Below are 26,578 nucleotides of genomic sequence, written 5' to 3' on the forward strand. Positions count from 1 at the left end.
GCATTCCAATGCGCGAGGCCCTGAAGTTTTGGGCTAAGCTAGGCTTCATCAGTTTTGGTGGGCCAGCAGGACAGATTGCCGTTCTACACCAAGAGTTAGTTGAAAAGCGTCGCTGGATTTCTGAGCGGCGCTTTTTACATGCGCTGAACTACTGCATGCTATTACCAGGGCCAGAGGCCCAACAGCTAGTGACCTATATTGGCTGGCTCATGCACCGCAGCTGGGGCGGTATCCTAGCGGGTACGCTCTTTGTGCTGCCTTCCCTGTTCATTTTGATTGGGTTGTCGTGGGTATATCTCACCTTCGGACAAGTCCCCTGGATTGCCGCCATCTTTTTTGGCATCAAACCTGCAGTGACTGCAATCGTGTTGCACGCTGCCGTGCGAATTGGTAAACGCACAATTCATAACCAAGCACTCCAATGGATCGCTCTTGGATCTTTTCTAGCCATCTTTATTCTGAATCTCGCTTTTCCCATCATCGTACTGATTGCAGCAGCAATCGGATACTGGGGTGGTAAACGCTATCCAGAATATTTCCAACAAGCTGGTGGGCACAGCACAAAAGAAGCAAAACAATTTGGTAGCGCCATCATTGATGACGACACCCCTACTCCCGAGCACGCCAAATTTACTTATTCAAAAGCGGTCCGTCATAGCCTTGTCGCATTTACTTGCTGGCTCCTTCCTATTGGTGTATTAATAGCCATCTTTGACTGGAAGACCTTGTACCCAAATATCGCGTGGTTCTTTACCAAAGCCGCCTTGATGACTTTTGGTGGTGCGTACGCAGTTCTACCCTACGTATACCAAGGAGCAGTCGAACACTTTCATTGGCTCAGCGCCAACCAAATGATTGATGGTTTAGCGCTAGGTGAGGCTACGCCAGGACCACTCATCATGGTAGTGGCTTTTGTTGGTTATCTTGCAGGACATATCCAACACCTCATTGGCAATACCAATCCATTTTGGTTTGGGGTGCTTGGTGCTTGCGTTGCCACTTGGTTTACTTTTTTACCCTCCTTCTTTTTTATCTTAGTAGGCGGTCCGTTAATTGAGTCAACACATGGCAAGCTAGGATTTACAGCCCCGCTAACAGCAATCACAGCGGCAGTCGTTGGTGTCATTGCTAATCTAGGCCTCTTCTTTGCTTATCACGTCTTTTTACCAAGGGGCTTTGGCGGCTCGATCTCTTGGATCTCGATTTTGATCTGCGCTCTAGCTGGTTTAGCTTTATTTAAGTTTCAAAAGGGTGTTCTTTCGGTATTGGGCGGGTCAGCCTTAGCTGGATTACTCTTCTACTACATCTCTATTTTGATAGGGTGAGTTTTTTCACAAGATTGGCATAATGGAACTTATGCGAATCGAACCTCAAACTATCACCCACCTGCAAGAATGGCTTGGTAAAACCGAGTCTCTGCAAGATACCGTCACAGCAGCCCCCGTGCGCGCATTATCCGCAACCTTAGATCGCGATGATGCTGCACCAAGTAAGGGAACTTTTTTACCTGAGCTGTGGCACTGGTTGTATTTTCTGCCCCACGCCCGCGAATCCGAAATCGGACCTGATGGTCATCCAAAACGTGGTGGCTTTCTTCCGCCAGTTCCACTACCTCGTCGTATGTGGGCAGGTAGCCGCATTGAATGGTTAAAACCACTTGCTGTTGGCGACGAGATTGAACGCGTTTCCACGATTGAGTCAGTAACCCATAAAGCAGGTCGCACCGGTGATTTAATTTTCGTATTGGTCAATCACAAAATCTCCAACCAGAACGTTCTAGCGATTATTGAAGAGCATGACATTGTGTATCGGGATGCGCCCGGGCCAGACGATAAACCTGTTGCCCCTACTGCCGCACCGACGGATGCTAAATGGAGTAAAACAATTACACCTGATGACGTACTTCTATTTCGTTATTCAGCATTAACTTTTAATGGCCATCGCATTCACTATGATCGCAAATATGTCACTGAAGTTGAAGGCTACCCCGGTTTAATCGTGCACGGCCCTTTGATTGCGACACTATTGGTAGATCTAGTGCGCCAAAGCATTCTAGGATGCAAGCTTAAAAGTTTTGAGTTCCGCGCTATACGCCCTACTTTTGATATCAACATCTTTAAAGTCAATGCCAAGCCGGATCTAGAAAAAGATCCGAGTGGAAAAACCATTTCCATTTGGGCGGAGGACCATGAAGGCTGGCTCACTATGCAAGCAACCGGTGTTCTAGCCTAAACACATGAAGGTTTACTGATGACCACTCAACACCTTTCTCGTGAGCTAGCTAGCTTTGCGGCCAATTTAAAAGCTGCAGATATTCCAAGCGACGTCATGAGCCGCGCCGAAGACCTATTGGTTGATTGGTTTGGTTCAGCTATTGCTGGCAAAGGCTCGCGCCCAGTGGAACTCATTACTCAGTTTGCCCAAAATATGGGTGGGTTTGATGCAACACACGCTGGCCCCTCTGAAGTTTTAGTTTCTCGCAAAACCTCTAGCCCCTTTTTAGCGGCAATGGCTAATGCAGCAGCATCACATGTTGCAGAACAAGACGACGTCCACAATGGATCAGTCTTTCATCCAGCTACGGTGGTATTTCCTCCAGCATTAGCCTGCGCGCAAGCCATTGGCGCTTCTGGTGAAGATTTATTGGTTGCTGCAGTGGCAGGCTACGAGGTAGGTATTCGGGTTGGGGAATTTTTAGGTCGCTCTCATTACAAAGTGTTTCATACCACCGGAACGGCCGGCACATTAGCTGCTGCTGCGGCAGCTGGTCGCCTACTCAAACTCAATTCAGAACAAATGCTCCATACCTTTGGCTCTGCGGGGACTCAATCAGCCGGCCTTTGGGAGTTTCTGCGTGATGCCGCAGACTCCAAACAACTACATACCGCCCATGCGGCCTCCACTGGCTTAATGTCTGCCTATATTGCACAAGCTGGCTTTACAGGTGCTGAACATATCCTGGAAGGCAAGCAGGGATTAGCGGCAGGCATGTCAAGCGATAGTGACCCCAGTAAATTGGTTGATCGTTTAGGTACTCGCTGGGCTTTAGCAGAAACAAGCTTTAAGTATTACGCCTCCTGTCGTCATACTCACCCCGCTGCTGACGCCCTACTTCAAGTCATGTTGGTAAACAAACTAACGCCTAACGATATTGCGAAAGTAGAAACCTTGGTTCACCAAGGTGCTATTGATGTATTGGGCCCGGTAACTGACCCTGCTACCGTGCATCAGTCTAAGTTTTCTATGGGAACGGTCCTCGCTTTGGTTGCACATTACCAATTTGCTGGCCTGCAAGAATTTGATCAGCACTTTCATGATGATGCAATCTGCGCCTTCCGTGAGCGCGTCTCGATGACTCTCGATCCAGAGGTTGATAGTGCTTATCCGCAACGTTGGATTGGCAAAGTCAAAGTTCATCTGAACAATGGACAAATTCTGGAGGGTCGCGTAGACGAACCTAAAGGCGACCCTGGCAATACCCTATCTCGCATAGAGATAACAGACAAGGCAATGCGCCTAGCTGCTTTTAGCGGGGGTGCTAGCCCAACAGAGATGAGTAAAGCAATTGATCTCTTGTGGAATATCCGCAAACAAGCCAAGATAGGCTTTCTACTGCCATCCGCATAAGTAAACCCACTACTCGCTCCCTTATTTTCTAGATTGATATGAACCCACTTGATACACCACTAGGCTTTAGCACTAACTTTCTATTTGTACCAGGCACTCGTCCTGAACGATTTATCAAAGCCCTCGATAGTGGTGCTAGCGGTGTTGTCTTGGATTTAGAAGATGCCGTTGCGGAGGAAGACAAAGAGAGTGCGCGTGACGCCATTCGCACTGCATGGCCTAGCTTTAGTCCTGAGCAAAAGAAGCGTCTAGTCATTCGTACAAACTCACCTGGTAGTAAATTTTATTCAGGCGATTTAATTCTCGCGCAACAACTTGAAGTTGCCTGTCTATTGATTCCCAAAAGCGAATCACTCGACCAAATTAATGGTGCCGCCCTCATACTCCCCAATACTGCAATTATTCCCATGATTGAAACGGCAATTGGCTTGGATAAACTGAAAGAAATTGCATACTCCAACCAAGTGATTCGCCTTGCTTTGGGTAATTTAGATTTACAAGCGGATCTGGGCATGGTCTGCGACCGCCAAGAGATCGAATTACAAACAGCTCGGTTTCAGATCGTTTTAGCATCACGACTTGCACAGATTGCCCCTCCTATTGATGGGGTTACACCATCTACTGACGACATTGAGCGCATTACCGATGACTCAGAACGCGCAAAGCGTATGGGTTTTGGCGGAAAAATCTGTATTCACCCAAAACAAGTGGCTATCGTCATCAAGGCATTTACGCCAACCGAAGAAGAACTAGCCTGGGCCCAACGGGTCGTTGAGGCAGATGTGGCCTCCAAGGGCAGCGCTGTAAAGCTAGATGGCCGTATGATTGATCGACCCGTGGTGCTACTAGCCAAAAGAACCCTGGCAATTGCTGGTAAACACTAAGAGTTTCCTATGTCTAAGGAGTTGCAAAACTGGCAAAATGACCCAGAGTTGTTTTGCACTCATATAATTTTTATAACTACTACTAGAGACTAAAATGAAATTACGTAAATCACTATTTGCCGGTTTCTATGCAATCACTACCCTAGGATTTATTGCAGGTAATGTGTTAGCTGCAGATCCCTATCCAAATAAGCCCATCACCTTGGTTGTACCTTTTGCTGCCGGCGGACCTACAGACGCTGTTGCCCGTCTGATTGCCGTGCCGATGGGTAAAGAGTTGGGTCAAACCGTTATTGTTGAGAATACTGTTGGCGCAGGCGGCACCATTGCAGCCACCCGAGTTGCGCGTTCCGCTCCAGATGGCTACATGATTTTTATTCATCACATGGGCATGGCTACTGCGCCGGCTTTGTATAAAAAATTGAACTTTGACCCGATGAAGGACTTTGAATACATCGGCCAAGTCGTGGATGTACCAATGGTGCTTTTGGGTCGCAAGAATTTCCCACCAAACAACTTTAAAGAATTAGAGACCTACATCAAGGCCAATAAGGATAAAGTGACGCTAGCTAACGCTGGTCCTGGTGCGGTGTCTCAGTTGTGCGGCCTTTTATTTATGTCGCGTGAAGGCGTGGAATTAACAACCGTTCCCTACAAAGGAACCGGCCCTGCATTAACCGATTTGCTTGGTGGCCAGGTTGACCTACTCTGCGATCAGACCACGCAGACTGTTCCTTATATTAAAGATGGTTTAGTAAAAGCCTATGGTGTTACCACACCAAAACGCCTGCCAGCCTTACCGAACATACCCACCTTGGATGAACAAGGCTTGAAAGGTTTTGAAGTAAAAGTTTGGCACGGTATGTATGTCTCTAAAGGCACGCCTCCAGCAGTTGTCAATAAAATCAATAAGGCGCTTAACGTTGCTTTGAATGACCCTGAAGTAAAGGCTCGTTTAGCAGAGTCCAATATTGAAATTGTTCCACCAGCTAAGAGAACTCCAAAAGGCTTGCAAGAATATCTTGAGGCTGAGATTAATAAATGGGGTCCTGTAATTCGCAAGGCTGGAGCCTATGCTGATTAAGGACTTACCTTAGAAATAAAAAAGCCAGCATCTTGAACTGACCCCCAGTAGTTGGACAGTTTAGTTAGGTTAGCACGAGGGATTGAGTTCGGTAATTTACCGGGCTTAATCCCTTTAGTTTTTGTTTGATTCGATCATGGTTGTAGTAGTGGATGTATTCCTCTAGCTTTGCCTTAAATGACTGAACATCCTCAAACTTCTTTTGATAGAAGAACTCGGTCTTCATAATCCCAAACCAGTTCTCCATGACAGCGTTATCTAGGCAATTGCCTTTTCTGGACATGCTTTGAGTAATGCCTTGCTGGTGAAGGGCCTGTTGATAAAGCCCCATCTGGTATTGCCAACCCTGGTCTGAGTGCAACATAGGCTTGTCTTTTGGTCCCAGTTGTTTAAATGCGCTTTGGAGCATTTGCATTACTGAGCTAATCTGTGGTCGATCGGCAATCTCATAGGAGATGATCTCTTGGTTGTATAGATCTAAGATCGGTGAGAGGTATACCTTCTCACCCCTGATGTTGAACTCCGTCACATCAGTAACCCACTTCTGATTGGGTTTACTGGCCGCAAAGTTACGCTCTAATAAGTTCGGTGCCACCTTACCGATAGTGCCTTTATAGGACCGATAGCGCTTAGGGCGAACAGTGGACTTTAGGCCAAGTTGGCCCATCAGCTTTTGCACGGTCTTGTGGTTTAAGTATTGCTGTTGATTGCGTAGCTCTAGTAGCACTCGCCGATAGCCATAGCGACCCCGATGGGCATTAAAGATCTGGGTGATATGCTCTTTAGCATCCTGATAAGGATCGGCTTTACTACTGGCATCCCGCCAGTAGTAATAGACGCTTCTCGCCATCTTGGCAATCTGGAGTAAATCTAGTAAACGGTAATGCAGCCTTAACTCAGTAATTACTTGGGCTTGCTCTCTTTTACTGCTTTGCTCTGAGCTAAGGCTTCTAACTTTTTTAGGTAAGCACTCTCTGCCTCGGCATACTCTAAGCGTCTTCGCAACTCTGCCGGCGTGAGCTCAGAGATCGGCTTTTTGAGTAATGCTTTGATATTAAATTGAGACATCGGCGGTCGTCCTCTCGGTCGATTGGCAAGGGCTGTAATACCGCCTTCATTGTAGAGTTTTTGCCACTGCAAAATCGTAGTCATACTCCCAATGCCGAAGTGGGCGGCAGCTGGCCTTGCTGATATCTGGTGCGCAGCCATGTGCTGCAGAACTTGGACTTTAAAATCTGGGGAGTAGCGTTGGAAGCTGGGGTTAAGACCGCTATGACCATGGGCTTGATAGGCCAAGACCCATTTGCGGACATCTGAATGGCTAATCTTAAATAGGTGACCTACCCGCCTAAGACCGCCTGACCTTAGAAACTCTTTAACTACCTTTAGCTTGAACTGCTTGCTGTACTTGCTCATAAAACAAAACCCCCTTGGTTGGACATAATGTCCAACTTTTGGGGGTCAGTTCATCTCGCTGGCTTTTTTATTGTGCTGAGTTCTTATTTACAGGGGTAATTATCAGCAAAGAAACGCATTAAAGTTTTAGCTGCTTTCTCTTTATTAAACTGAGGGTTTGTCTTGGTCCATACCAGGAACTTTTGCAAGACCTCATTACGAGTCTCGCTCTTATTTACAAAACAAATGGCTGGCTTGGCATCTGGACGACGATTCGCCAAGTATCCCTGATAGACTCCTTCGCCAAAGCCAAAACAAAAACTGCGGCCTTGCTCATCATCAGGATTTTTGCAGAGCTCAACAAATGCAGCAGTACTAGCATCATCCGCCGGGAGATCCTTCTGCGCAAATGCACTTGGAGCAAAGGAAAGGATGGATGCAATAAGTACAAATGTTGCTGTGAATTTTTTCATGATTCTTTTCTCTCAATAAATGTTAACGCCTAAAACCGCTCATGTGCCCACCGCCAAAGCCGCTCATATGGCCACCACCGCCTCCACCGCCACCAAATCCGCCCATATGTCCGCCACCACCACCGGCAAATCCACCCATATGACCACCGCCAAATCCACCATCTCGCCCACCCTCGTCAAAGCTACGTGAGCGATCTTGATTACCATCAAAGCGTGCCTGATCTCGCAAAGCGTTTTCTTGAGCGGCCTCGCGATAGATATTGGGATTAGATCTATCCATCTGGGCATCATTGCGCGCTTCTTGATTTAATCGCGCTGCCTGACTTCTTTCTTCAGGAGTTGCATCTTTCTGAAAAGCATTATTAGCGCGCTGACCATCCATTCTGGCCGCCTGCCTCTCCTCTGGAGTAGCTTTATTTTTCCAGTCGTTCAGCAAGCGCTGCTGGTTAGCAACATTTGCTGGTCCGATAATTGCACGAGAGGGTATGCGCCCAGATGCATTGATGTTCGTAGAATTAATCGTGCCATTATTCCAATTGGGTTGCGTCCAAAAATCATCGCCGATCATAAATCCCGCACCAAAAGTCATCAGACCCCAAGCTGGGTTGTAGATAGGATACGGAGGGTACTCTGGATATGGCCAGGGCCCATAAACAACTGTGGGGTTATAGGTTGGGATGTAAACTACTTTTGTATTGGCTGGGCTGATCAAGACGTTCCCATCCGCATCAGCTGTTACGGTAATTTGCTTATTAGTCTTTAGGGTACCGGCCTTAACAGCCATTTTTCTGAGAGCTTGAACTGCTTTCATGGTATCTGCGGCTTGGAGCTTATAAGCATTACCTAAATTCTGGGTCCACTGCAATTTATTGCCCATCATATTGAATGCTTTTGGAAACGACATTAAAGATTTAACACTATCGTTCCAAGATTGGGCCTTGAGTGCATTTTGCAGATCATCACCCGCCAATGAAGCATTGCTAGCTCGCCAATTATGAGCTTCTGCTACCTCTAACGGGTAGGTTGAGGCCAGCAGCATCAGCGACAGCAAAGAATCGGGATACAGCGCAATTGGCGAGACCAATGACTGTAATTGCTCTGAAGAAATAGTTTGCGGGCCAGCGTTGTAGCCGGATCCAGCGTATCCTCCGCCTTGCACATAACCTTGAGGGTAATATCCGCTAGATTGATAAGGATCAGGGCTCATAACGCATCCATTGAGAAGGGATCCAAAAGTGATCATTACTAACGTTAGCAACCCCACTTTCTTACTCAACACAGAAATACTTTGTTGACTTGTCTGCTTCATATCTGCCTCAGCATTGATCTATATAAATTCAATAACTCACTAGATGCATATTACTTTACAAACTTGCGTTTGATGAGTCCTAACCCGGTCTAAACAAATATCCAGAGCGGGCTTTGTCCCTTTTCCTTCTATACATCATGCCAATACAGGCGCATATAGCCCAGATGGTCAAGAATGGATCCAGCAAGTAATCCCAAAGATTGGCAGACTCATGCCAATGGACTGTCCAAGCAAGAATGGCGATAGCAATAATCCATACACCCTTCATCCAATTTGCCAAGCCACAGACTAGGGCAAAAAATAGGACCGCAATTAAGAATGGTATGGATCCGTAACCCCATGCATAAGGATCGACCATTCCCAAGCCCAGGGCAAATGGATAAAAACATAATGCGATGATTGCCACCACAAATTTAAAAACAATCGGTGCAGGCTTATTGGCTGGTAGCAATGAGCCCCACAACAATAAAGTCAGCACGATGCTCAGATCACCAGTCAAGCCACGCACATAGGCAACCAAAGGTAAATTCATACCAAATGGCCAAAACAGAATATTTCCCATCAGAAGGACTAAAAGTACTTTGATAGCGAATGGAAAAGCATTTGGAGAAAACTTTTGCAAGATCCAAATACCCACTACCGCACAGGAAATGGATAATTCAATCAAAGCTATGATTTGCATGAACTGATTCATTGCTGCACCTCCTGATAAACCGCATCTGCTTCAGCACTGTTTATTTGCTGATAGGCATGTCTTAGCCAAGCACCAGAAAAATAACGATGTCGGATCTTCTTGCGATCCCAGGTATAGACTAAATGTACATCATCACCGTCTACAGTGATTAAGTAAGGGTATGAGAACTCTTTACGTTGAGCTTCAGATATAGCTTCATCGTCCTCCAATACCTCAACGGTTTGCCATTGCCCAGATTTAACATCGCTCATCAATAAGACCAAACGATAGCGCCCATTTTCAATATTGTTTAAAACCAAAATGCGAGCACCGCTTTTGAGAACAAGCCCAGCAACTGCAGAATTGGGATTGGCAATATCCAAATCTTCTGTCTGCTGCCATGTTTGACCCGCATTTTGGGTATGACTAACCGGGATTTTCTTTGGTAACCCAGAGCTCCGTGTTTGCCGGAAATATGCACTGGCATCTTGCGCGTCATTTACAAATACGAGTGGCTGAATCGCACCGCGCCCAGAACTCATACGACGTTTATCGATTACTTGACCTGCCTCTATTCTGAGAAACTCGCCAAAACGCCCTATCCATTCATGATAGGCAGGCAATCCTAGTAGGCCATCAGCGAACATTACATTAGGGGATTTCACGAGGGTACTTAAATTCAGTAACGGGGAGCTAATGAGGCGTTGCGGCTTACTCCATGTCAAACCTTCATCATCCGAAGTTATTGCAGAAATTGAGCTACCCGCCCAACCGCCAATAGAGACGGTGACGAAGAACAATTGCAGACGTCCATCAGCCAATCTGGCAGGTACAGGATTGCCTAACTTGGCGATATAACGTGAAAGCCCCTTCTCTGCACTAATGCGATCCATCACAACAATGGGTGCACTCCAGCTAGAAGACTTCGGGTCATATACGGAGCTGTAGATCGATACATCAGCAGCACCTTCGCGACTACCGGCAAACCAAAAAGCTCTCACTGCACCATCCTTGAGGGCAATCATTGAAGCTGCATGGACTGAGGCAGCGCCAGTATCAGGAAGCCAACGTGATTGCGGTACGGAAATATTAATCTTGATGAGATCTTTTGTCTTCGTTACTACAGGCCCATCCAGAACATCATCTACTTGGAAAGAAGGAGTAGCAAATGGCGCCCATACTGGGCGACTATCAATATGCAGAAAGCCAATCACTGCAGCAAGCAACAAAAAACAAAGAGCAATGACACGACTCATCTACAAACATCCTTTAAGTTCGATAAATCTGGGTTCGCTACCGGTGTAGAGATCAGGTATTCATTAACAAATAAATATTTACCAATATGCCCCATCAACATTTCCTGAATTTCTTCATTAGAGTGACGGGCCCTCATCTCCATTCTTTGTCCAACAATCTTACAAGAATCACATAGTGCAGGCTGAGTGCCCAAAGAAGTGTGCACCGCAACTAGAGGGTAGGCGGATGTCAGAGTTGCGACATCACTAGCATCTTTCGCTAAATAGCCATGCAGCTTCGCACCTGGTAGCAACAATCGATACTCCTCATCCTTGGCTCGATAGTCACAAGGAATCCAAACATCCCTGCCTGCCAACCGAGTAATCGTTTCTACCGAGTAGCGCCCTAAGCGCCCTTCTAATGGAGCAAGACTACTAGTCAACCCGCAATAAACCAAAAAGCAGGCTGCCAAAGAAATGGTTTTAGTGAAACGCCGATTTAGTAAGCCAAGCAAGACCAGCAATATTCCTGCCGCCATGAGAATCCAATGACAATAGGAATAAGTCCATGCGCCAGCATCACCCATAAATTGTGAGAACTGAAGATTGATACCAATCCAAAGCAAGAGCGATAACACCAGTAATTGCAAGGGCAAGGCAATGCGGAAGCCCCATAAAGGCAACTTATCCCAATATAAGGCAATCAGCGCCGCAAAGGCTGGCATCACTGGCAAAAGATAACGACCTGAACGCTGACTAGGTAAGCTGAACACAATAAAGAACGCTGCTATCAAAAGCAGTAATAGCACCTCTTCTAAATTCAGAAAGCGACGTGTACGCCAGCATTGCATCAAACTTGATATCAATACAAAGCTAAATAAGCCTGCATTAGCAATCGTCGTCAAAATTAAAAGCCAAATGCTGTCTCCACCGCGCAGCAAATCCATCAAATAACTAGACTGGCGAGCAGCAAACTTACCGGCATTCTCGCCCAGTACAAATTCGTTCCAAACAGCCACTGGATATGGATCCATGGCAAACCACAAGGCAAATACCCCTAGAGCAAGTACAGCAATCAGGATCAACTTATATAGGTCGCGGATGAGTACTTGAGGAATGCTCCACTGCCGCCAGCGCCAGTAATACAGCCCCAAAGCAAAAGTAGCAGGAACGATGTAGGCAAAAGATTTTGCAAATAGTGCAAGACCAAAACAAATCCCCGCCATCAATGGGAAAAAGAGTTTAGATTCAAACGCACTCTTACCCCAATACAAAATCGCCATAAATGGTAGCGATACCCAAAATACTTCTGGGGGGTCCGCTAAGAATGGTCGACCGTAGCGATAGGTTGCAAAAAAGGAAAGCCAAACTAATGCCGCCAATATTCCAGTTTGCGTTTTGCCACTGAAACGTCGGACTGCTAAAAATAAGAAAAATGCCGTTAGTGCGGTATATAAAACACTAGGCCAACGCAAATTTGCCAAACTCCATTCGCTTGCCCAATGCGTACTAGCAATACCCTGCCAAAATATCAGTGGCGGCTTAGTGTTTTTAATGCCATCCATTTCAGACTGCAGTGGCAGCCATTGGGCCGAGTCCGCCGTCATGCGCACAATATGCATATAGGGATACTCATCACCGTTTTTTGGCGCAAATCGGCTATCCAAACCATAAAGGTAGGTAAATACACCTAAAAGGAGTATCAATAAGGCGGAACGGTAAGAAAATGAAATTCTCATACCCGTAGTTTATAGGGCTTATAGGAAATTCCAACAAAATACATCAGGCCCGCATTTTCGAATGAGCTTATGAAAAATGAATCTGAGGTAAGCGCTACTTTTTATGGATTTCTTGATTAAGATACTCATAAAGCAATACACCTATGAGTCAAAAAAATAATTCGAATGGAGAAAGGCCGCATGCGAGCACTGTTTTCAAGACCCGGAATCGTAGTATCGACATATATTGGATTGTGTCTATGGAGCAGTCTTTCTTTAGCGCAAAATCCAGATGCAAGCAATTTATATAAACGTAGTCTTGCAGCAACCTGCGCAAATTGTCATGGCACTGACGGAAACGGTGTTGTTGATGGCAACATCCCACTCATCAACAATCTTACTCACGCGCAAATATTAGAAAAATTGATGGCTTATAAATCTGGGTCATTGGACGGCACTATCATGCCGCAGCTTACCAAGGGCTATACCGAAGAACAGCTTAATACCATCGCCAATCAACTTGGCAAGAACTAACAAGGAAGCCCACCATGGATCGTCGACACTTTATAGGTCAGAGCACCGCCGCACTTGGTTTGCTGGCAGGCTTTTCTGGTCAAGCCCACGCTAATTTACAAAAGGCAGAAATCCTTGTGATTGGCGGAGGATATGGTGGCGCTACCGCTGCTAAATATTTACGCTTGTTCTCTAACAACACTGCTAAGGTGACATTGATTGAGCCCAATGCAGCCTTTGTTTCCTGCCCACTATCTAATTTAGTTGTAGGTGGCTCACGCACAATATCTGAAATCACGACCCCTTATGACAATCTGAGTAAGCGTCATGGCGTGAAGATCATTCAGGACAGCGTCTCCAGCATCGACCCCGATAAAAAAACAGTCAAGCTTGCCTCTGGGAAAACCTTACGCTATGACAAAGCGATCGTTTCACCCGGTGTTGCCTTAATGATGAACAGTATTGAAGGACTGGCTCAAGCCAATACAGCAGGCGTTACCCTCCAGGCCTGGAAAGCAGGCCCCGAAACAGTAGCCCTACACAATCAACTGGCAGCAATGCGCGATGGTGGCACCTTCGCAATCAGCGTTCCAGAAGCCCCCTATCGCTGCCCTCCAGGACCTTACGAGCGAGCCTGCCAGGTAGCAAACTATCTTAAGCACCACAAGCCTAAGTCTAAAGTTCTCATTTTGGATGCTAACCAAGATGTCACTTCAAAAGGTGCGCTCTTTAAGAGGGTGTGGGCAGAACAGTACCCAGGATTGATTGAGTATTTGCCCAAATACAATGTCACCGCCGTGGATGCAAAAACAAAAACTTTGAAATTTGAAGTGCAAGAAGATATTAAAGCAGATGTTTTAAATCTTCTACCGGCGATGAGCGCCGGTGAGATTGCCGTCAAAACTGGGTTAGCAAATTCTAACGGCCGCTGGGTTAATGTGAATTATCTCAACTTTGAATCTACTGCACAAAAAGACATTCATGTCTTGGGTGACTCGATTCAAGTAGCGCCAGCAATGCCTAAGTCAGGGCACATGGCCAATCAACATGCCAAAGTGGCGGCTGCCGCGATTGTGGCTGAACTCAGTAACTGGGAAGTTAATCCAGCGCCAGTAGTGAACAATACTTGCTACAGTTTTGTGAACGAACGAGAAGTAATTCACGTGGCTAGCGTTCATCAATACAGTGCCGCTAAGAAAACTTTTGAGCCTGTTCATGGTGCAGGCGGACTATCTCCGGCACCCTCAACACTTGAAGGGGTATATGCCTGGGGCTGGGCTCATAATATTTGGGCGGACAGCCTGGGTTGATCTAAGTCAATACTTCCAAAAAAAGGGGGCTTGGCGCCTCTTTTTTTGTTTACATGGCTGCATAGATACCTATACTAAACAAAACAGATTAAAAAACTCGGAGGCTTAATGAATATGACCCCTACCTCACCAAAAGATGCATCCAAATTAGAAGATGCCATTGAAAGATGGACCGTTCCCATTGGAAACTTATTTGTCTCTTTATTTCATCGGATTGCATTATTTGGAATCGGTGCCGCAACCGTTTGGTCAGCAGCTGTTGCGTTCCTGGGTATGGTTAATAAAGGATCGGCTTCAATCGAAGACCTGCTCTTGCTATTTATCTATCTCGAAATTGGCGCCATGGTCGGGATTTATTTCAAAACCAATCATATGCCAGTTCGCTTTTTGATTTATGTAGCGATTACTGCAGTAACTCGCCTCATCATTGACTTAGTTAACACCAAGCACGAGGCTGATATGGCGATCCTCTTTATGGGGCTTACCATTCTCATTTTGGCTCTGGCTAATGCAGTAGTTCGTTACGCTTCATTTAAATTTCCCAGCAGAAATGGTGATAGCGAATAAAGCCCTATAAGTCAGGATCAATGCCTTCATCAAATTGATAGGGGTGCACGCCCCTATTCAAGCAATTACGCACATAATCAATGCTAGCTCGCAAGGCATAGTAGTCGCTAGACAGGCGCTTAGAAACTTTAATATTTAAAGCTTGATACTCAAGTAAATTAAGCCTCTTTAGATATTCATCCCGCTGTTGATCGTCAAACCCATTCAGTAATTCTTGCTCCAAGGATTTTAAAGAAACATATAAGCGATTGATCTTATTTTGCATGCGCTTAGCGCGATATCCTGGCAGAGCCTGTAAAAGCGGATAGCCCAATACACAGAAAGGCAGCAATACAAAAATGAGGCGATTAATAAGCTCGGCCACCCAGAACGGGAAATAGGCTACCAATAAGGGGTAATTATTTTTCTCGTAATGAATTGCGACGGGACTTTCAGGCAACATGGAATCTTTAAAGGATGGAAACTCTCCGCGCTCAGCAAAGAAAGATTCTTTGCCATTAATCTGTCTGGCAGCTTCTAAAAATAGAAATTGAATCGCCGGATGCATGCGATCATCAATCAATAGATTTGTTGTTGTTGCCAACAGCTTCATATCCGTAGATGGAAAGTTACGTGGCAAATTAAAAGCCCCTTGGGGGACATCCAAAATATTGAGATAAGGCATTAATTTGACGTAGGCTGCCGCACGTTTAAAAGTGACTAAATGCAACGACTTATCGTTTAACAAGGCCTGTACATTGGGAGCATCATAGGAATCCACAATAAAGGTTCCATCTATCTCGCCCGCCTGTAGTCCTTTCACCGCATCATGCCCAGCAAGATTGAGAACTTGCACTCCTTTTTCATAGCCGGCGGCCTTCAGTATTTTGGTTGACTGAGCATAGGTACCGCTGCCCTCAATTCCGACAGAAATCTTTTTATTGGCAAAATGTTGAAATACGACGCCAACCGAATCGGACTCGGTAGCCTTTAGCTCCGAACCTCGATAAAAAAACCAAATAGGATCATAGGCAATTGCACCCAAGGACTGAATTCCAGTTACTTCCTTAGCGTGGTCTACTCCAGCCTGAACAAAAGCAACTTGTACGGGGTCATCACGATCTGCTAAGCGATCAATATTTTCTTGCGCGCCTGTTGTGGCTGCCAACTCTAAAGTAATACCCTTTGCCTTGAAAAACTCTACATACTTTTTCCCTAGGGCTTCGTATGAACTGCCCGATGAACCGGTGGCCATGAGGACATGTCTTGGAGGGGGCGGATCTGCATACCACCAGATCCCCATCAGTATTGCCAGCAAGAGAACAAGGAGTGGCCAAGCCTCCTGCAGGAACTGGGCAAAGTCATCCCACTTCTCACGAGCGCTCTCAGAAAGCCCTAAATACGTTTCTGTTATGTCTTGTTTAAAGCTTCCCATGCGCTACCGATCGGCAAATATCATTAAAGCTAATGATAATAGGCTTATTCTGATTCTTTCAATTAGACTTTTAACACCCCAAAAACATGATAAATCTTAGAAAATCCCAAGATCGCGGCTATGCTGACCATGGCTGGCTTAAAAGCTTTCACTCATTCTCATTTGCGGGCTACCATGACCCCCGCTTTATGGGCTGGGGGAATCTGCGCGTCATTAATGAGGATCGCGTGGCTGCAGGAATGGGTTTTGGCAAGCACAGCCATCGCAATATGGAAATTATTAGTTACGTACTATCTGGAGAGTTGGCGCACGAAGATAGCATGGGCAATATCAAAGGAATCCCCCCGGGAGATGTCCAGCGCATGAGTGCCGGTAGTGGAGTCACTCACAGCGAATTCAATCACGCCAAAGACCAAACCACGCATTTTTTACAGATCTGGATAGAGCCTAATGTATTAGAAATTGAGCCAAGCTATGAACAAAAATCCATCCCAGAAGTAGAAAAAGATGGCAAGCTGCGAATCATTGCCTCTCCTACCGGAAACGATGGTGCTGTGAAAATTTATGCAGATGCCAAGATATATGCCGGACTTTTTAACGACTCACAGACGGCAAGCCTGCAACTTGATCCAAAACGAAAAGCTTATGCTCATCTCATCCGCGGAACGCTCATGATGAATGGTCATAAATTGTCTCGTGGAGACGCTCTCATGATTGAAGACGAATCTTTCTTGCAAATAGGCAATGGGGTGGATGCAGAAGTTCTGATTTTTGACTTGAGTCATTAAATATTACTTTGTATAAGCTTACGATCGGATATCGCCCTTAATTCTTTAAGATCATGATTGAAACCTCTGAAAAAAAACTGGCTGGCCCTATTATTCGTCTGCATCCTAATGACAATATTGTGGTCGCCCGGGTTGATGTTGGAATTGGCGCTGAAGTTCCTAGTGAGAATTTTACAAGTCGCAGCCAAGTGCCTGCTGGCTACAAGATTGCCACCAAAAAGATCCTCAAGGGCGAGCCAATTCTGAAATACAACGTGACGGTAGGCTTTGCTAATACAGACATCGAACCCGGCACGATGGTGCATAGTCACAATACTGAGTTTCGCGAGTTTGATCGTGACTACGCTTATGCAAGCGAATATAAGCCGACCCAATTGTTGCCCGAAGCTCAACGAGCTACCTTCCAGGGCTATGTCAGACCCAATGGAAAAGTAGGAACACGTAATTTCATCGGCATTCTATCGACAGTAAACTGTTCGGCAACCGTTGTGAACAAAATTGCAGCTTGGTTTACCCCCGAAAGATTGAAAGATTTTCCCAATGTAGACGGAGTCGTGGCGTTTAGTCATGACATCGGTTGCGGTATGGAAATGAGTGGTGAGCCAATGCAATTGCTTCGCCGTACTATGGCTGGATATGCTCGTCACCCTAACCTAGCAGCCGCTCTGATTGTGGGTCTCGGTTGTGAGCGTAATCAACTAAAAGGCTTGATGGAGCAAGAAGACCTGGCCGAAGGAAATACTCTGCACACCTTCATCATGCAAGAATCGGGTGGCACGCGCAAAACTATTGAGGCTGGTATCGAAGCTGTCAAAGCGCTTCTACCTGCAGCTAATCAAGCAAAACGGGAAACAGTGTCAGCAAGTCACCTGACTGTTGGCTTGCAGTGTGGCGGTTCCGATGGCTTTTCTTCAATCACAGCCAATCCAGCACTAGGTGCAGCGATTGATATTTTGTCCCGTCATGGTGGCACTGGCATTCTTTCAGAAACACCAGAGATTTATGGCGTGGAACATACCCTCACCCGTCGCGCTGTTAGCAAAGAAGTAGGTGAAAAGCTCATTAAACGAATTCGCTGGTGGAAAGATGAATACTCTGTTGGTAGAGATGTGCAAATTAACGGACAAGTAAGTCCCGGCAATCAAATTGGTGGTCTCGCTAATATTTTTGAGAAATCTCTAGGATCCTCCATGAAAGGCGGCACTGGCCCTCTAATGGAAGTCTATAAGTATGCAGAGCCAGTGAGCACCAAAGGCTTCGTATTTATGGATACTCCGGGGTTTGATCCTGTATCGGCCACCGGCCAGATTGCTGGAGGCGCCAACCTGATTGCCTTTACTACCGGCCGCGGGTCTATGTTTGGCTCTAAGCCTGCGCCCTGTATCAAACTAGCCACCAATACCCCAATGTATCAGCGCCTCACTGAAGACATGGATATCAATTGCGGTGAGATTTTGGACGGCACGGTATCCGTCCAGGAAATGGGACAACGGATATTTGAGTTATTTCTGCGTACCGCCTCCGGGGAGGCCTCCAAAAGCGAACTTCTTGGCCTGGGAGACTATGAATTTGTTCCATGGCAAATTGGTGTAATGAGCTAAGAGAACTGTAGAATCAATCCTATTAGCTTAACCCAGGCAGAAACCGAACTGAAACAGGCTTATGAAATTTAGGGATTACTACGAAACTCTTGGCGTAGCTCGTGGCGCCACTGAAGCTGAGATTAAATCAGCCTATCGCAAGATGGCGCGCAAGTTCCATCCAGATGTTAATAAAGAACCTGGTGCTGAAGAGCAGTTCAAGCAAATCGGCGAAGCTTATGCCGTATTAAAGGACACTGAGAAACGCGCAGCCTACGATCGCTTTGGCGAGAACTGGAAAAACGGCCAAGACTTTACCCCTCCGCCAAATTGGAATGAAGGCTTTGAATATTCTGATGACGGTTTTGGTGGTGGTCATCCAGGTTATGGTGGTGGCTTTGAAGGTGATCAGAGTGAATTCTTCGAATCTCTGTTCGGTCGCGGAAAACATCGCCAAGGTGGTCGTGGTGGCAATCCTCGCCAGGGTATGAATTTCAAAGGCCAAGATCATCACGCCAAAATTTTGATTGATCTCGCTGATGCATATAACGGAGCTAAGCGCACTATTGCATTACATATGCCCGTGCAAGATGCGAGCGGCCACGTCAGCACCCAAGAACGCAAGTTAGATGTCAGTATTCCTAAAGGCATTAAGGCTGGCCAAAATCTGCGACTCTCTGGCCAAGGTGGTCCTGGTGTCGGCGAGGGCCCTGCTGGTGACCTCTATCTCGAAATTGAATTTCATCCTAACGCCATTTATCGCGTAGAAGGCAAAGATGTCTTCATTGATATTCCTTTGGCACCGTGGGAAGCGGCACTGGGTACTACCGTCAACGTCCCCACTCCTGCAGGCAGCACTTTAGAATTGAAGATCCCCGCAGGAACTGTTGCTGGTCGAAAAATGCGCCTTAAAGGTAAAGGCATACCAAGTTCAGAGCCAGGTGATTTATATGCGGTACCTTCTATCGCCTTGCCTCCTGCTGATACTGAATCACAAAAAGAAGCCTATCAAACCTTTGAGAAGGCTTTTGATTTCAACCCTAGAACACACTTGAAGGGATGATTGATATGACACAAACTAATATCACTTGGATTGAGGGTGCTGTTGTAGAGAATGAGGTGCACATGACCATTGTGGAGCTCTCCCATGCATCCCGCACACCAGAAGATCTCATCATGACTTGGGTATCCGAAGGTGTTTTAAGTCCAGCTGGCTCTTCACCTCAGGATTGGCGCTTTAGTGGCGACTCTTTGCGAAGAGCAAAAACCGCAGCGCACCTCACCCATGATCTCGAATTAAATGTGCCTGGGGTTGCCTTGGCGCTGGACCTGCTTGATGAAATCGCCCAGTTGCGCGCTCGTTTACCGCGCGACTAGGCTATAGCACTAAGACTCTGAACGACTCAATAGCTGCTCCCAGCGTTGCAGCTTTTGATCTAAGTCAGCAGTGATTTCACTCAAGCGCGCTTGCATGCTCGCTGCCAACTCAGGTTCATTTTTATAGAGATCGGGATTGCTCATGGCAATACCAATATCGGCTTGCTCAGTTTCCAATGTCTCGATCTGTAATGGCAAAACTTCCAGTTCTTGGCGCTCTTTGCCATTGAGTTTCTGAACTCCACTTTTAGCTACAGGCTTAACTTCTGCCTTAACTTCTACCTTTGCCTCTGCTTTGACCTCAAGCTTATCTACAGATTTTGTGTTGGCATTGCCATTGGCAGCACGAATTTTGTCTGAGCGCGCTTTCTGGATTTTCCAATCCTCATAACCCCCTTCGTACTCACGCCAGAAGCCATCACCCTCGTTGGCAATAATGCTAGTAACAACGTTATCTAGGAAGTAACGATCATGACTGACCAAGAAGACCGTGCCCTTATAGTCTTGCAAGAGTTGCTCAAGCAAATCTAAAGTATCAATATCTAAGTCGTTAGTTGGTTCATCCAAGACCAAGACGTTTGCAGGCCGCGCAAATAGGCGTGCTAGTAATAAACGATTACGCTCACCGCCTGACAAAGTACTTACCGGGGAATTAGTTCTCTCAGGAGCAAATAAGAAATCACTCAGGTAACTCTTAACGTGCTTTTTATTGCCATTGATTTCTATCCACTCACTACCTGGGCTAATGTAATCTTCCAGTGAAGCGTTCAGATCTAACCCTTCGCGCATTTGGTCGAAGTAAGCCACCTCAATACGTGTACCCATAGTTGCAGTGCCGGAGTCTGGCGCAATAGTTCCCAAAATCAATTTGAGCAAAGTTGTTTTACCTGCGCCATTAGGACCCAGCAAACCAACCTTATCGCCGCGCAAAATCGTTGCTGTGAAATCTTTCACAATCGGACGATCATAGGTTTTACTAACGTTTTGAAGATCAGCCACAATCTTGCCGCTTCGATCTCCAGCAGAAACAGCCAACTTCACCTGCCCCATCGCATCTCTGCGTTCGGCACGGCTACTCCGTAATTTTTCTAAACGGGCAATTCGGGCAACGCTTCGAGTGCGGCGTGCCTCAACCCCTTTACGAATCCAGACCTCTTCTTGCGCCAATAATTTATCAGCACGAGCATTAGCTAAAGATTCAGAATTTAGTTCTTGTTCTTTTAAAACTTCATATTGCGTAAAGTTACCAGGGTAACTGCGCAAAATACCGCGATCGAGCTCAACAATCTGGGTGCAGACGTTATCCAAGAAGGCGCGATCATGGGTAATCAAAATTACTGAGCCTTGATACTCTTTGAGCAATTCCTCTAACCATGCAATCGAATCTAAATCCAAATGGTTGGTTGGCTCATCAAGTAGCAGCACGTCAGGCATCTCAACTAAAGCACGCGCTAAGGCAACCCGCTTCTTAGTACCGCCAGAAAGTGTATTGATTTTGAGATCAGCCTCTAAATGCAAACGATCTAATGTCTCATGAACACGTTGCTCCCAATTCCAACCACTCAAAGCCTCTAATTGCGACTGCACTTCGTCAAGTCGATCATGGGAAGCATCATCCCACTCACCAACGCTGAGAGCCTCATATTCCTCGCGCAAGGCCTTAGCTTGAGCAACGCCTTTGGATACTGACTCGAAGATAGTCTCTTCCGCCTCAAATATAGGCTCTTGAGGAACATAAGCAATTCTGAGGCCTTGCTGATATTGCAACAGGCCATCATCCATTTTTTCTATACCGGCCAATATCTTCAACAAGGAAGATTTACCAGTGCCATTGCGGCCAATTAAGCCAACACGTTCACCGGATTCCAGTGAAAAAGCGGTGTTTGCGAGGAGGTCAACGTGGCCAAAAGCCAGTTTTGCATCAGTGAGTACGATTAAAGCCATGGCGACATTATCGTCACTTCCCTAAAAGAGGAGATATTTCCACTTATTTCTGCGAGACTAGCTACTTATGGTCTGTAAATTAACCCCCTCTGCGCCCCGCCTGATCCTCTTTGCAGGACATGCCGGCACAGGAAAGTCGACTCTAGCCAAAAAGGCTTTACCTCTGATCATTGAGAAAACTGGGGAAGATTTTTTCTTTTTAGACAAAGACACCGTTTATGGCGCCTTCAGCGCCCACGTCATGGACCTTACCACTCAAAACCCGAATGATCGCGACAGCCCCTTTTACCTTGAGAACCTGCGCGATTGGGAATACAAAGGTCTCATTGATATTGCCAGAGAGAATTTGCTTTTAGGGGTTAATGTCATTCTGATCGGCCCATTCTCGAAGGAGATTCAGAGTGGCAAGATGTTTGACGCGCAAAAATTGGGGGTGCCAGCACTGACTTCAATTCAGGTTGCCTGGATTGATCTAGAGGAGCGTGAGGCCAAAAAACGGATGGAGATAAGAGCTGACCCAAGAGATGAGTGGAAACTTGCTCACTGGGAGCAATATGCTAAGCGCAGGACTGAACCGCCAAGCCACCTCTCATTGTATCGATTTGATAACTTCGTTTTGAACGAAGCTGCATTTGAAAAGCTAATTGATGCCCTGATTCAATAAAGTTAAGAAAAAAATAGAGCCCCTTAGGGGCTCTACCTCAAGACCTAAGAACTAAATTCTTAGAATTTGTAAGTCACACCAACCGCTGGAATCCAAGGATTCAATGTCAATTTTCCAAGGTTTGCGCCGCCAGCTACTGCTTGAACATTAGTAGCCATCGTTACATACTTGAGATCAAGATTTAAGCCCCAATTTTTATCAAGCATGTAGTCAGCACCAACTTGACCTACAAAACCTACGCTTGATGGTTCAACCTGTACAGAGTTAGATGCTGCTGGGAAATTTTGGCGATTACCGAAGATAGTGTAGTTAATACCAGTGCCAATGTATGGCTTAATTGCACCTAAATCTGTGAAGTGATACTGGGCGATCAAAGATGGAGGTAATGCAGTAATTTTGCCTACGTTTTGTTGGCCAGCGCCTAGATTACCGTAAATATTAATTTGCTGTGGCCAAGTTAATACTAATTCAGCGGCAATATTTTTAGTAAAGAAATATGAAACATCAAACTCTGGAATCCAACGATTCTGAGCCTTCAAGTTAGCACTTTGAGCAATACCAGATTGGCCATTTTGAAATAGCAAATCTGCAGCACGAACTCTAACCATCCATGGATTTTCTTCAGCTTGAGCTTGAGCCGCGATTGGGGCTAAGGATGCTACAGCAGCCATTGCTGCTACGAGTGTCTTAATACGCATGATGGTTTCCCTTTTTCTTATCAATTTCGATGAAATCATTTTCGAATTGATGAAGGGAGTGCAATTTGATGTAAATCAAATTGACTGAGGCTGGAGATTTTTTATTGGTTAAAAAGCAACAGAGTTTTTGGGCTTATTTGATCTAGATCAAATTACCTCAGACTTACCCTTACAGAACCTTGGAATAGGTCCCTTTGGCTTGAGACTCTCTGAGGTGCCGATCAAAAGTCATGGCTACCCGCCTAGCAAGGAGACGACCTTTGGTGGGAACCAGAATACTTTCACCCTCCCAGTTGAGGAGACCAGCCTCCTCTAGACTCTTAAGCTCTTCTATTTCCGTCTTAAAGTAATTTGAGAATTCAATTTGATGTGATGTCGCAAAAGCTTTGGTGTCTAAGGCAAATTGGCACATCAACTCACCAATTAACTCACGACGCATCAGATCGTCTTCATCAAGACGCAAACCTCGAAGCACCGGTAAGTGACCCGCATCTAACGCCTCGTAATATTCATCCAAAGTTCGGACATTCTGAGAGTAGCAATCATCGACTTTACCGATAGAAGAGATTCCAAATGCCAGAAGATCGCATTCTGCCTGAGTGGAGTAGCCTTGGAAATTGCGATGCAACTTGCCCTCTCTTTGGGCAATAGCTAATTCATCATCTGGTTTAGCGAAATGGTCCATACCAATAAAGACATACCCCGCCTCACCTAAGCGTGCAATGGTATTGGAGAGAATATCCAGCTTATCTGCTGCCGCAGGCAAGTCAGCTTCAGCAATACGGCGTTGCGGCTTGAAAATATGCGGCAAGTGTGCGTAGTTATAGACAGAGAGACGATCGGGGTTCATTACCAAGACCGCATCAACCGTTTCCTTGAAAGTCTCTGGCGTTTGCTTTGGTAGGCCATAGATCAAGTCAACGCTTCTGGATTTAAACCCATACTTTCTAGACCAATCCATGACTGCTTGGGTTTCCTCAATAGTCTGCACGCGATGTACTGCCTCTTGAACTGCCAAATTGAAATCCTGAACGCCCAAGCTAATACGGTTAAAGCCCAATTCAGCCAAGAGTGCAATATCTTGCTCAGTAACACGGCGCGGATCTATCTCAATTGAATACTCACCGCCAGGCAGTAGCTCAAAATACTCGCGAGTGTGCTGCATCAACTCAGTCATCTCTTCATGCGATAGAAAAGTAGGCGTGCCACCACCCCAATGCAATTGTGTAACGGGAATCTTTTTCTGAGCACCCATGGCTTTAGTAACCATGGCCATTTCTTTAGCGAGATATTTGATGTATTTGGCGCTACGCCCATGATCCTTGGTGATGATCTTGTTACAGCCGCAGTAATAACAAATATTGGGACAAAATGGTAAGTGGAAATATAAGGACAGCGGCTCATTCGCTTGAGCTACCCGCTCCAATGCCTCAAGATAATCAGCTTCAGAAAAGTCCCCATGAAATCGATCAGCACTGGGGTAGGACGTATAACGCGGCCCATTGATATCAAACTTTTTCAACAGCTCAGGATGAAAAAGTACTTCTTTTTCTTCGGCTGATGAATGAGTTACTACAGAGTTCATAGGATTCTTATGGGGTATTTACTTTGACAGATAGTCTAACGCCACTGCTTCTGCTACTTTAATCCCATCAACTCCTGCAGACAAGATTCCACCCGCATAACCTGCGCCCTCGCCTGCTGGGTAAAGACCTTTAATGTTCAGACTCTGATAGTTCGCGCCTCGAGTAATTCGCAAAGGAGAGGAAGTGCGCGTCTCCACACCAGTTAAAACGGCATCTTTCATAGAAAAGCCTTTAATTTGCTTCTCAAAAGCAGGAATCGCCTCACGAATCGCCTCAATGGCATAAGCGGGCAAGCTTTCTGCCAGATCCGTTAAATGAACGCCGGGCTTATACGACGGCATCACGCCACCAAACTGAGTGGAAGCCTTCCCTTCTAAGAAATCGCCAATCAGCTGACCCGGCGCTTCATAAGTTCTACCACCCAATTCAAAAGCCTTTGATTCAATAGCACGCTGAAACTCAATGCCTGCTAATGGGCCACCCGGGTAATCCTCAGGCGTAATGCCAACAACGATGCCTGCATTGGCATTTCGTTCATTACGAGAATATTGGCTCATGCCATTGGTTACGACTCGATTCGGTTCGGAGGTAGCAGCGACTACTGTCCCTCCGGGGCACATGCAAAAACTATAGACGGAACGACCATTTTTGGCGTGATGGACTAATTTGTAATCTGCCGCGCCAATTAACTCATTGCCAGCATGAGGACCCAGGCGTGCTTTATCGATCAGAGATTGTGGGTGCTCAATCCGAAAACCAACAGAAAAGGGTTTAGCTTCCATGAAGACGCCAGCATGATGCAAGGCTTCAAAGGTATCCCGCGCACTGTGTCCCAAAGCCAAGATGACATGGTTGGCAGGTAGATCTGCCTGCCCCTCAATCTTGACCCCGGTAATTTGCTCATTCTCAATATCAAAGCTAATTACCTTTTGCGAGAACCGAATCTCACCACCTAAGTCAATAATTTCTTGGCGCATCTTCTCTACCACGCCAACTAGGCGGAAGGTGCCGATATGCGGCTTAGCTACATACGTAATTTCTGCAGGAGCGCCAGCTTTCACAAACTCATGAATGACCTTGCGTCCATAAAACTTAGGATCTTTGATCTGGCTGTACAACTTGCCATCTGAAAACGTACCAGCCCCGCCCTCTCCAAATTGCACATTGGATTCTGGATTTAAAACATTCTTACGCCACAAGCCCCAAGTATCTTGAGTGCGTTCGCGAACTTTCTTGCCGCGCTCAAGGACAATTGGCTTAAAACCCATTTGCGCTAACACTAGAGCGGCAAAAATACCGCATGGGCCAAATCCAACGACCACTGGACGCAGCGCTTTGCCAGAGTCTATAGTTTCAGGGGCTTTTGCTACAAAGTGGTAGCTCGTATCCGGGGATGGTCTTACATGAATGTCTCCAGCAAATTGCTTCAGAAGAACTTCTTCATGCTTTGCAGATAAGTCAACCGTATAGATAAAAGAGAGGGCGACGTTCTTTCGAGCATCGTAACTACGCTTAAAGACCTCAAATCGTATTAAGTCTTTGGCATCTAGATTGAGACGCTTCAATATCGCCTTCTCCAAAGATTCTGGAGCGTGGTCAATTGGTAGACGTAATTCAGTAATACGGATCATGGGTTTTACGGTACACAGTAATTTGAGGCATTTCTAGGCTCATCATGAGCCTCAAGCCAAATAATACTGGTTATGAGCTCACTCAGGCCAGGAGTTGGTTCATAAAGG

The 26,578-nt window shown here is 46.1% G+C and carries 24 protein-coding genes; 13 read left to right on the forward strand and 11 right to left on the reverse strand.

The genetic code is table 11. The features are described from left to right. The first annotated feature begins 8 nt into the window (after positions 1-8). The 5 genes from chrA to ICN40_RS10365 all read left to right on the forward strand — a co-directional run bounded on the left by chrA (position 9) and on the right by ICN40_RS10365 (position 5,595). Positions 9-1,325, forward strand: coding sequence for a chromate efflux transporter (gene chrA / locus ICN40_RS10345; protein ID WP_216243999.1), 1,317 nt, complete (start codon positions 9-11; stop codon positions 1,323-1,325). A 22-nt stretch (positions 1,326-1,347) separates the two neighbouring features. Beyond that, the gene (locus tag ICN40_RS10350; RefSeq protein WP_216243854.1) at positions 1,348-2,232 is read left to right on the forward strand and encodes a MaoC family dehydratase N-terminal domain-containing protein; all 885 of its coding nucleotides are present in this window, start codon (positions 1,348-1,350) and stop codon (positions 2,230-2,232) included. 18 nt (positions 2,233-2,250) lie between these two features. After that, positions 2,251-3,627 carry an MmgE/PrpD family protein gene (locus tag ICN40_RS10355; RefSeq protein ID WP_216243855.1) on the forward strand — a complete coding sequence of 459 codons (1,377 nt, stop codon included), beginning with the start codon at positions 2,251-2,253 and terminating at the stop codon, positions 3,625-3,627. Between the two features lie 38 nt (positions 3,628-3,665). Then, a complete protein-coding gene (locus ICN40_RS10360; protein ID WP_216243856.1) occupies positions 3,666-4,511 on the forward strand; it encodes a CoA ester lyase in 846 nt (281 codons plus the stop codon). A gap of 94 nt (positions 4,512-4,605) precedes the next feature. Further along, the gene (locus tag ICN40_RS10365) at positions 4,606-5,595 is read left to right on the forward strand and encodes a tripartite tricarboxylate transporter substrate binding protein BugD (RefSeq protein WP_216243857.1); all 990 of its coding nucleotides are present in this window, start codon (positions 4,606-4,608) and stop codon (positions 5,593-5,595) included. Between the two features lie 64 nt (positions 5,596-5,659). Here ICN40_RS10365 and ICN40_RS10370 read toward each other — a convergent pair. The 6 genes from ICN40_RS10370 to ICN40_RS10395 form a co-directional block, all read right to left on the reverse strand. Continuing rightward, positions 5,660-7,011 (reverse strand): IS3 family transposase gene (locus tag ICN40_RS10370; protein ID WP_374222789.1). Its coding sequence is split into 2 segments (ribosomal slippage): positions 5,660-6,549 and positions 6,549-7,011, totalling 1,353 coding nucleotides; the frame shifts between segments, so codons are not numbered across the junction. An 83-nt stretch (positions 7,012-7,094) separates the two neighbouring features. Further along, on the reverse strand, positions 7,095-7,463 hold the full coding sequence (locus ICN40_RS10375) for a Rap1a/Tai family immunity protein (protein WP_216243858.1): 369 nt from the start codon (positions 7,461-7,463) through the stop codon (positions 7,095-7,097). Between the two features lie 22 nt (positions 7,464-7,485). Further along, the gene (locus tag ICN40_RS10380; protein WP_072583467.1) at positions 7,486-8,670 is read right to left on the reverse strand and encodes a DUF3300 domain-containing protein; all 1,185 of its coding nucleotides are present in this window, start codon (positions 8,668-8,670) and stop codon (positions 7,486-7,488) included. Between the two features lie 181 nt (positions 8,671-8,851). Continuing rightward, the gene (locus ICN40_RS10385) at positions 8,852-9,454 is read right to left on the reverse strand and encodes a hypothetical protein (protein ID WP_255561310.1); all 603 of its coding nucleotides are present in this window, start codon (positions 9,452-9,454) and stop codon (positions 8,852-8,854) included. Between the two features lie 8 nt (positions 9,455-9,462). Continuing rightward, complete coding sequence (locus tag ICN40_RS10390) at positions 9,463-10,701, reverse strand: exo-alpha-sialidase (protein ID WP_216243861.1); 1,239 nt, start codon at positions 10,699-10,701, stop codon at positions 9,463-9,465. Next, positions 10,698-12,419, reverse strand: a complete 1,722-nt coding sequence (locus ICN40_RS10395) for a glycosyltransferase family 39 protein (RefSeq protein ID WP_216243862.1) — start codon at positions 12,417-12,419, stop codon at positions 10,698-10,700. The genes ICN40_RS10390 and ICN40_RS10395 overlap by 4 nt, the downstream gene beginning before the upstream one ends. A gap of 180 nt (positions 12,420-12,599) precedes the next feature. Here ICN40_RS10395 and ICN40_RS10400 point away from each other — a divergent pair, with 180 nt between their 5' ends. The 3 genes from ICN40_RS10400 (at position 12,600) to ICN40_RS10410 (ending at position 14,788) form a co-directional block, all read left to right on the forward strand. Continuing rightward, positions 12,600-12,932 carry a c-type cytochrome gene (locus tag ICN40_RS10400; protein WP_072583593.1) on the forward strand — a complete coding sequence of 111 codons (333 nt, stop codon included), beginning with the start codon at positions 12,600-12,602 and terminating at the stop codon, positions 12,930-12,932. 14 nt (positions 12,933-12,946) lie between these two features. Further along, positions 12,947-14,221 (forward strand): NAD(P)/FAD-dependent oxidoreductase, encoded by a 1,275-nt coding sequence (locus ICN40_RS10405; RefSeq protein WP_216243863.1) that lies wholly within the window; start codon positions 12,947-12,949, stop codon positions 14,219-14,221. A gap of 108 nt (positions 14,222-14,329) precedes the next feature. Then, positions 14,330-14,788, forward strand: coding sequence for a phosphate-starvation-inducible protein PsiE (locus ICN40_RS10410; RefSeq protein WP_143143912.1), 459 nt, complete (start codon positions 14,330-14,332; stop codon positions 14,786-14,788). Between the two features lie 4 nt (positions 14,789-14,792). Here the strand turns inward: ICN40_RS10410 and ICN40_RS10415 are convergent, their stop codons facing one another. Further along, a complete protein-coding gene (locus ICN40_RS10415; RefSeq protein WP_216243864.1) occupies positions 14,793-16,202 on the reverse strand; it encodes a TAXI family TRAP transporter solute-binding subunit in 1,410 nt (469 codons plus the stop codon). An 86-nt stretch (positions 16,203-16,288) separates the two neighbouring features. Here ICN40_RS10415 and ICN40_RS10420 point away from each other — a divergent pair, with 86 nt between their 5' ends. The 4 genes from ICN40_RS10420 (at position 16,289) to ICN40_RS10435 (ending at position 19,947) form a co-directional block, all read left to right on the forward strand. After that, entirely contained in the window at positions 16,289-16,990 is a 702-nt protein-coding gene (locus ICN40_RS10420) for a pirin family protein (RefSeq protein ID WP_216243865.1), read from the forward strand. A 53-nt stretch (positions 16,991-17,043) separates the two neighbouring features. After that, entirely contained in the window at positions 17,044-18,591 is a 1,548-nt protein-coding gene (locus ICN40_RS10425) for a UxaA family hydrolase (protein ID WP_216243866.1), read from the forward strand. Between the two features lie 61 nt (positions 18,592-18,652). After that, positions 18,653-19,633: a DnaJ C-terminal domain-containing protein gene (locus tag ICN40_RS10430; RefSeq protein ID WP_216121406.1), complete on the forward strand. Its 981-nt coding sequence runs from the start codon at positions 18,653-18,655 to the stop codon at positions 19,631-19,633. Between the two features lie 5 nt (positions 19,634-19,638). After that, entirely contained in the window at positions 19,639-19,947 is a 309-nt protein-coding gene (locus tag ICN40_RS10435; RefSeq protein ID WP_072583879.1) for a chaperone modulator CbpM, read from the forward strand. Positions 19,948-19,956: 9 nt separating this feature from the next. On the opposite strand, the gene ICN40_RS10440 is transcribed toward ICN40_RS10435, so the two are convergent. Further along, complete coding sequence (locus ICN40_RS10440; protein ID WP_072583867.1) at positions 19,957-21,891, reverse strand: ATP-binding cassette domain-containing protein; 1,935 nt, start codon at positions 21,889-21,891, stop codon at positions 19,957-19,959. Positions 21,892-21,958: 67 nt separating this feature from the next. Here ICN40_RS10440 and ICN40_RS10445 point away from each other — a divergent pair, with 67 nt between their 5' ends. After that, positions 21,959-22,555, forward strand: coding sequence for an AAA family ATPase (locus ICN40_RS10445; protein WP_216243868.1), 597 nt, complete (start codon positions 21,959-21,961; stop codon positions 22,553-22,555). A gap of 59 nt (positions 22,556-22,614) precedes the next feature. Here the strand turns inward: ICN40_RS10445 and ICN40_RS10450 are convergent, their stop codons facing one another. The 3 genes from ICN40_RS10450 to ICN40_RS10460 all read right to left on the reverse strand — a co-directional run bounded on the left by ICN40_RS10450 (position 22,615) and on the right by ICN40_RS10460 (position 26,470). After that, the gene (locus ICN40_RS10450; protein WP_216243870.1) at positions 22,615-23,253 is read right to left on the reverse strand and encodes an OmpW family protein; all 639 of its coding nucleotides are present in this window, start codon (positions 23,251-23,253) and stop codon (positions 22,615-22,617) included. A 169-nt stretch (positions 23,254-23,422) separates the two neighbouring features. After that, complete coding sequence (gene hemN / locus ICN40_RS10455; RefSeq protein WP_216243872.1) at positions 23,423-24,838, reverse strand: oxygen-independent coproporphyrinogen III oxidase; 1,416 nt, start codon at positions 24,836-24,838, stop codon at positions 23,423-23,425. Between the two features lie 18 nt (positions 24,839-24,856). Further along, complete coding sequence (locus tag ICN40_RS10460) at positions 24,857-26,470, reverse strand: NAD(P)/FAD-dependent oxidoreductase (protein WP_216243873.1); 1,614 nt, start codon at positions 26,468-26,470, stop codon at positions 24,857-24,859. Between the last annotated feature and the right edge of the window lie 108 nt (positions 26,471-26,578).

It is taken from the genome of Polynucleobacter sp. Fuers-14 (assembly GCF_018882045.1).
Classification (GTDB): Bacteria; Pseudomonadota; Gammaproteobacteria; order Burkholderiales; family Burkholderiaceae; genus Polynucleobacter.

Excerpts from the sequence above, each read along its gene's own strand:
- chrA (WP_216243999.1), top strand. The coding sequence starts at position 9 with ATGCGCGAGGCCCTGAAGTTTTGGGCTAAGCTAGGCTTCATCAGTTTT.
- ICN40_RS10350 (WP_216243854.1), top strand. The coding sequence starts at position 1,348 with ATGGAACTTATGCGAATCGAACCTCAAACTATCACCCACCTGCAAGAA.
- ICN40_RS10355 (WP_216243855.1), top strand. The coding sequence starts at position 2,251 with ATGACCACTCAACACCTTTCTCGTGAGCTAGCTAGCTTTGCGGCCAAT.
- ICN40_RS10360 (WP_216243856.1), top strand. The coding sequence starts at position 3,666 with ATGAACCCACTTGATACACCACTAGGCTTTAGCACTAACTTTCTATTT.
- ICN40_RS10365 (WP_216243857.1), top strand. The coding sequence starts at position 4,606 with ATGAAATTACGTAAATCACTATTTGCCGGTTTCTATGCAATCACTACC.
- ICN40_RS10375 (WP_216243858.1), bottom strand. The coding sequence starts at position 7,463 with ATGAAAAAATTCACAGCAACATTTGTACTTATTGCATCCATCCTTTCC.
- ICN40_RS10380 (WP_072583467.1), bottom strand. The coding sequence starts at position 8,670 with ATGAGCCCTGATCCTTATCAATCTAGCGGATATTACCCTCAAGGTTAT.
- ICN40_RS10385 (WP_255561310.1), bottom strand. The coding sequence starts at position 9,454 with ATGCAAATCATAGCTTTGATTGAATTATCCATTTCCTGTGCGGTAGTG.
- ICN40_RS10390 (WP_216243861.1), bottom strand. The coding sequence starts at position 10,701 with ATGAGTCGTGTCATTGCTCTTTGTTTTTTGTTGCTTGCTGCAGTGATT.
- ICN40_RS10395 (WP_216243862.1), bottom strand. The coding sequence starts at position 12,419 with ATGAGAATTTCATTTTCTTACCGTTCCGCCTTATTGATACTCCTTTTA.
- ICN40_RS10400 (WP_072583593.1), top strand. The coding sequence starts at position 12,600 with ATGCGAGCACTGTTTTCAAGACCCGGAATCGTAGTATCGACATATATT.
- ICN40_RS10405 (WP_216243863.1), top strand. The coding sequence starts at position 12,947 with ATGGATCGTCGACACTTTATAGGTCAGAGCACCGCCGCACTTGGTTTG.
- ICN40_RS10410 (WP_143143912.1), top strand. The coding sequence starts at position 14,330 with ATGAATATGACCCCTACCTCACCAAAAGATGCATCCAAATTAGAAGAT.
- ICN40_RS10415 (WP_216243864.1), bottom strand. The coding sequence starts at position 16,202 with ATGGGAAGCTTTAAACAAGACATAACAGAAACGTATTTAGGGCTTTCT.
- ICN40_RS10420 (WP_216243865.1), top strand. The coding sequence starts at position 16,289 with ATGATAAATCTTAGAAAATCCCAAGATCGCGGCTATGCTGACCATGGC.
- ICN40_RS10425 (WP_216243866.1), top strand. The coding sequence starts at position 17,044 with ATGATTGAAACCTCTGAAAAAAAACTGGCTGGCCCTATTATTCGTCTG.
- ICN40_RS10430 (WP_216121406.1), top strand. The coding sequence starts at position 18,653 with ATGAAATTTAGGGATTACTACGAAACTCTTGGCGTAGCTCGTGGCGCC.
- ICN40_RS10435 (WP_072583879.1), top strand. The coding sequence starts at position 19,639 with ATGACACAAACTAATATCACTTGGATTGAGGGTGCTGTTGTAGAGAAT.
- ICN40_RS10440 (WP_072583867.1), bottom strand. The coding sequence starts at position 21,891 with ATGGCTTTAATCGTACTCACTGATGCAAAACTGGCTTTTGGCCACGTT.
- ICN40_RS10445 (WP_216243868.1), top strand. The coding sequence starts at position 21,959 with ATGGTCTGTAAATTAACCCCCTCTGCGCCCCGCCTGATCCTCTTTGCA.
- ICN40_RS10450 (WP_216243870.1), bottom strand. The coding sequence starts at position 23,253 with ATGCGTATTAAGACACTCGTAGCAGCAATGGCTGCTGTAGCATCCTTA.
- hemN (WP_216243872.1), bottom strand. The coding sequence starts at position 24,838 with ATGAACTCTGTAGTAACTCATTCATCAGCCGAAGAAAAAGAAGTACTT.
- ICN40_RS10460 (WP_216243873.1), bottom strand. The coding sequence starts at position 26,470 with ATGATCCGTATTACTGAATTACGTCTACCAATTGACCACGCTCCAGAA.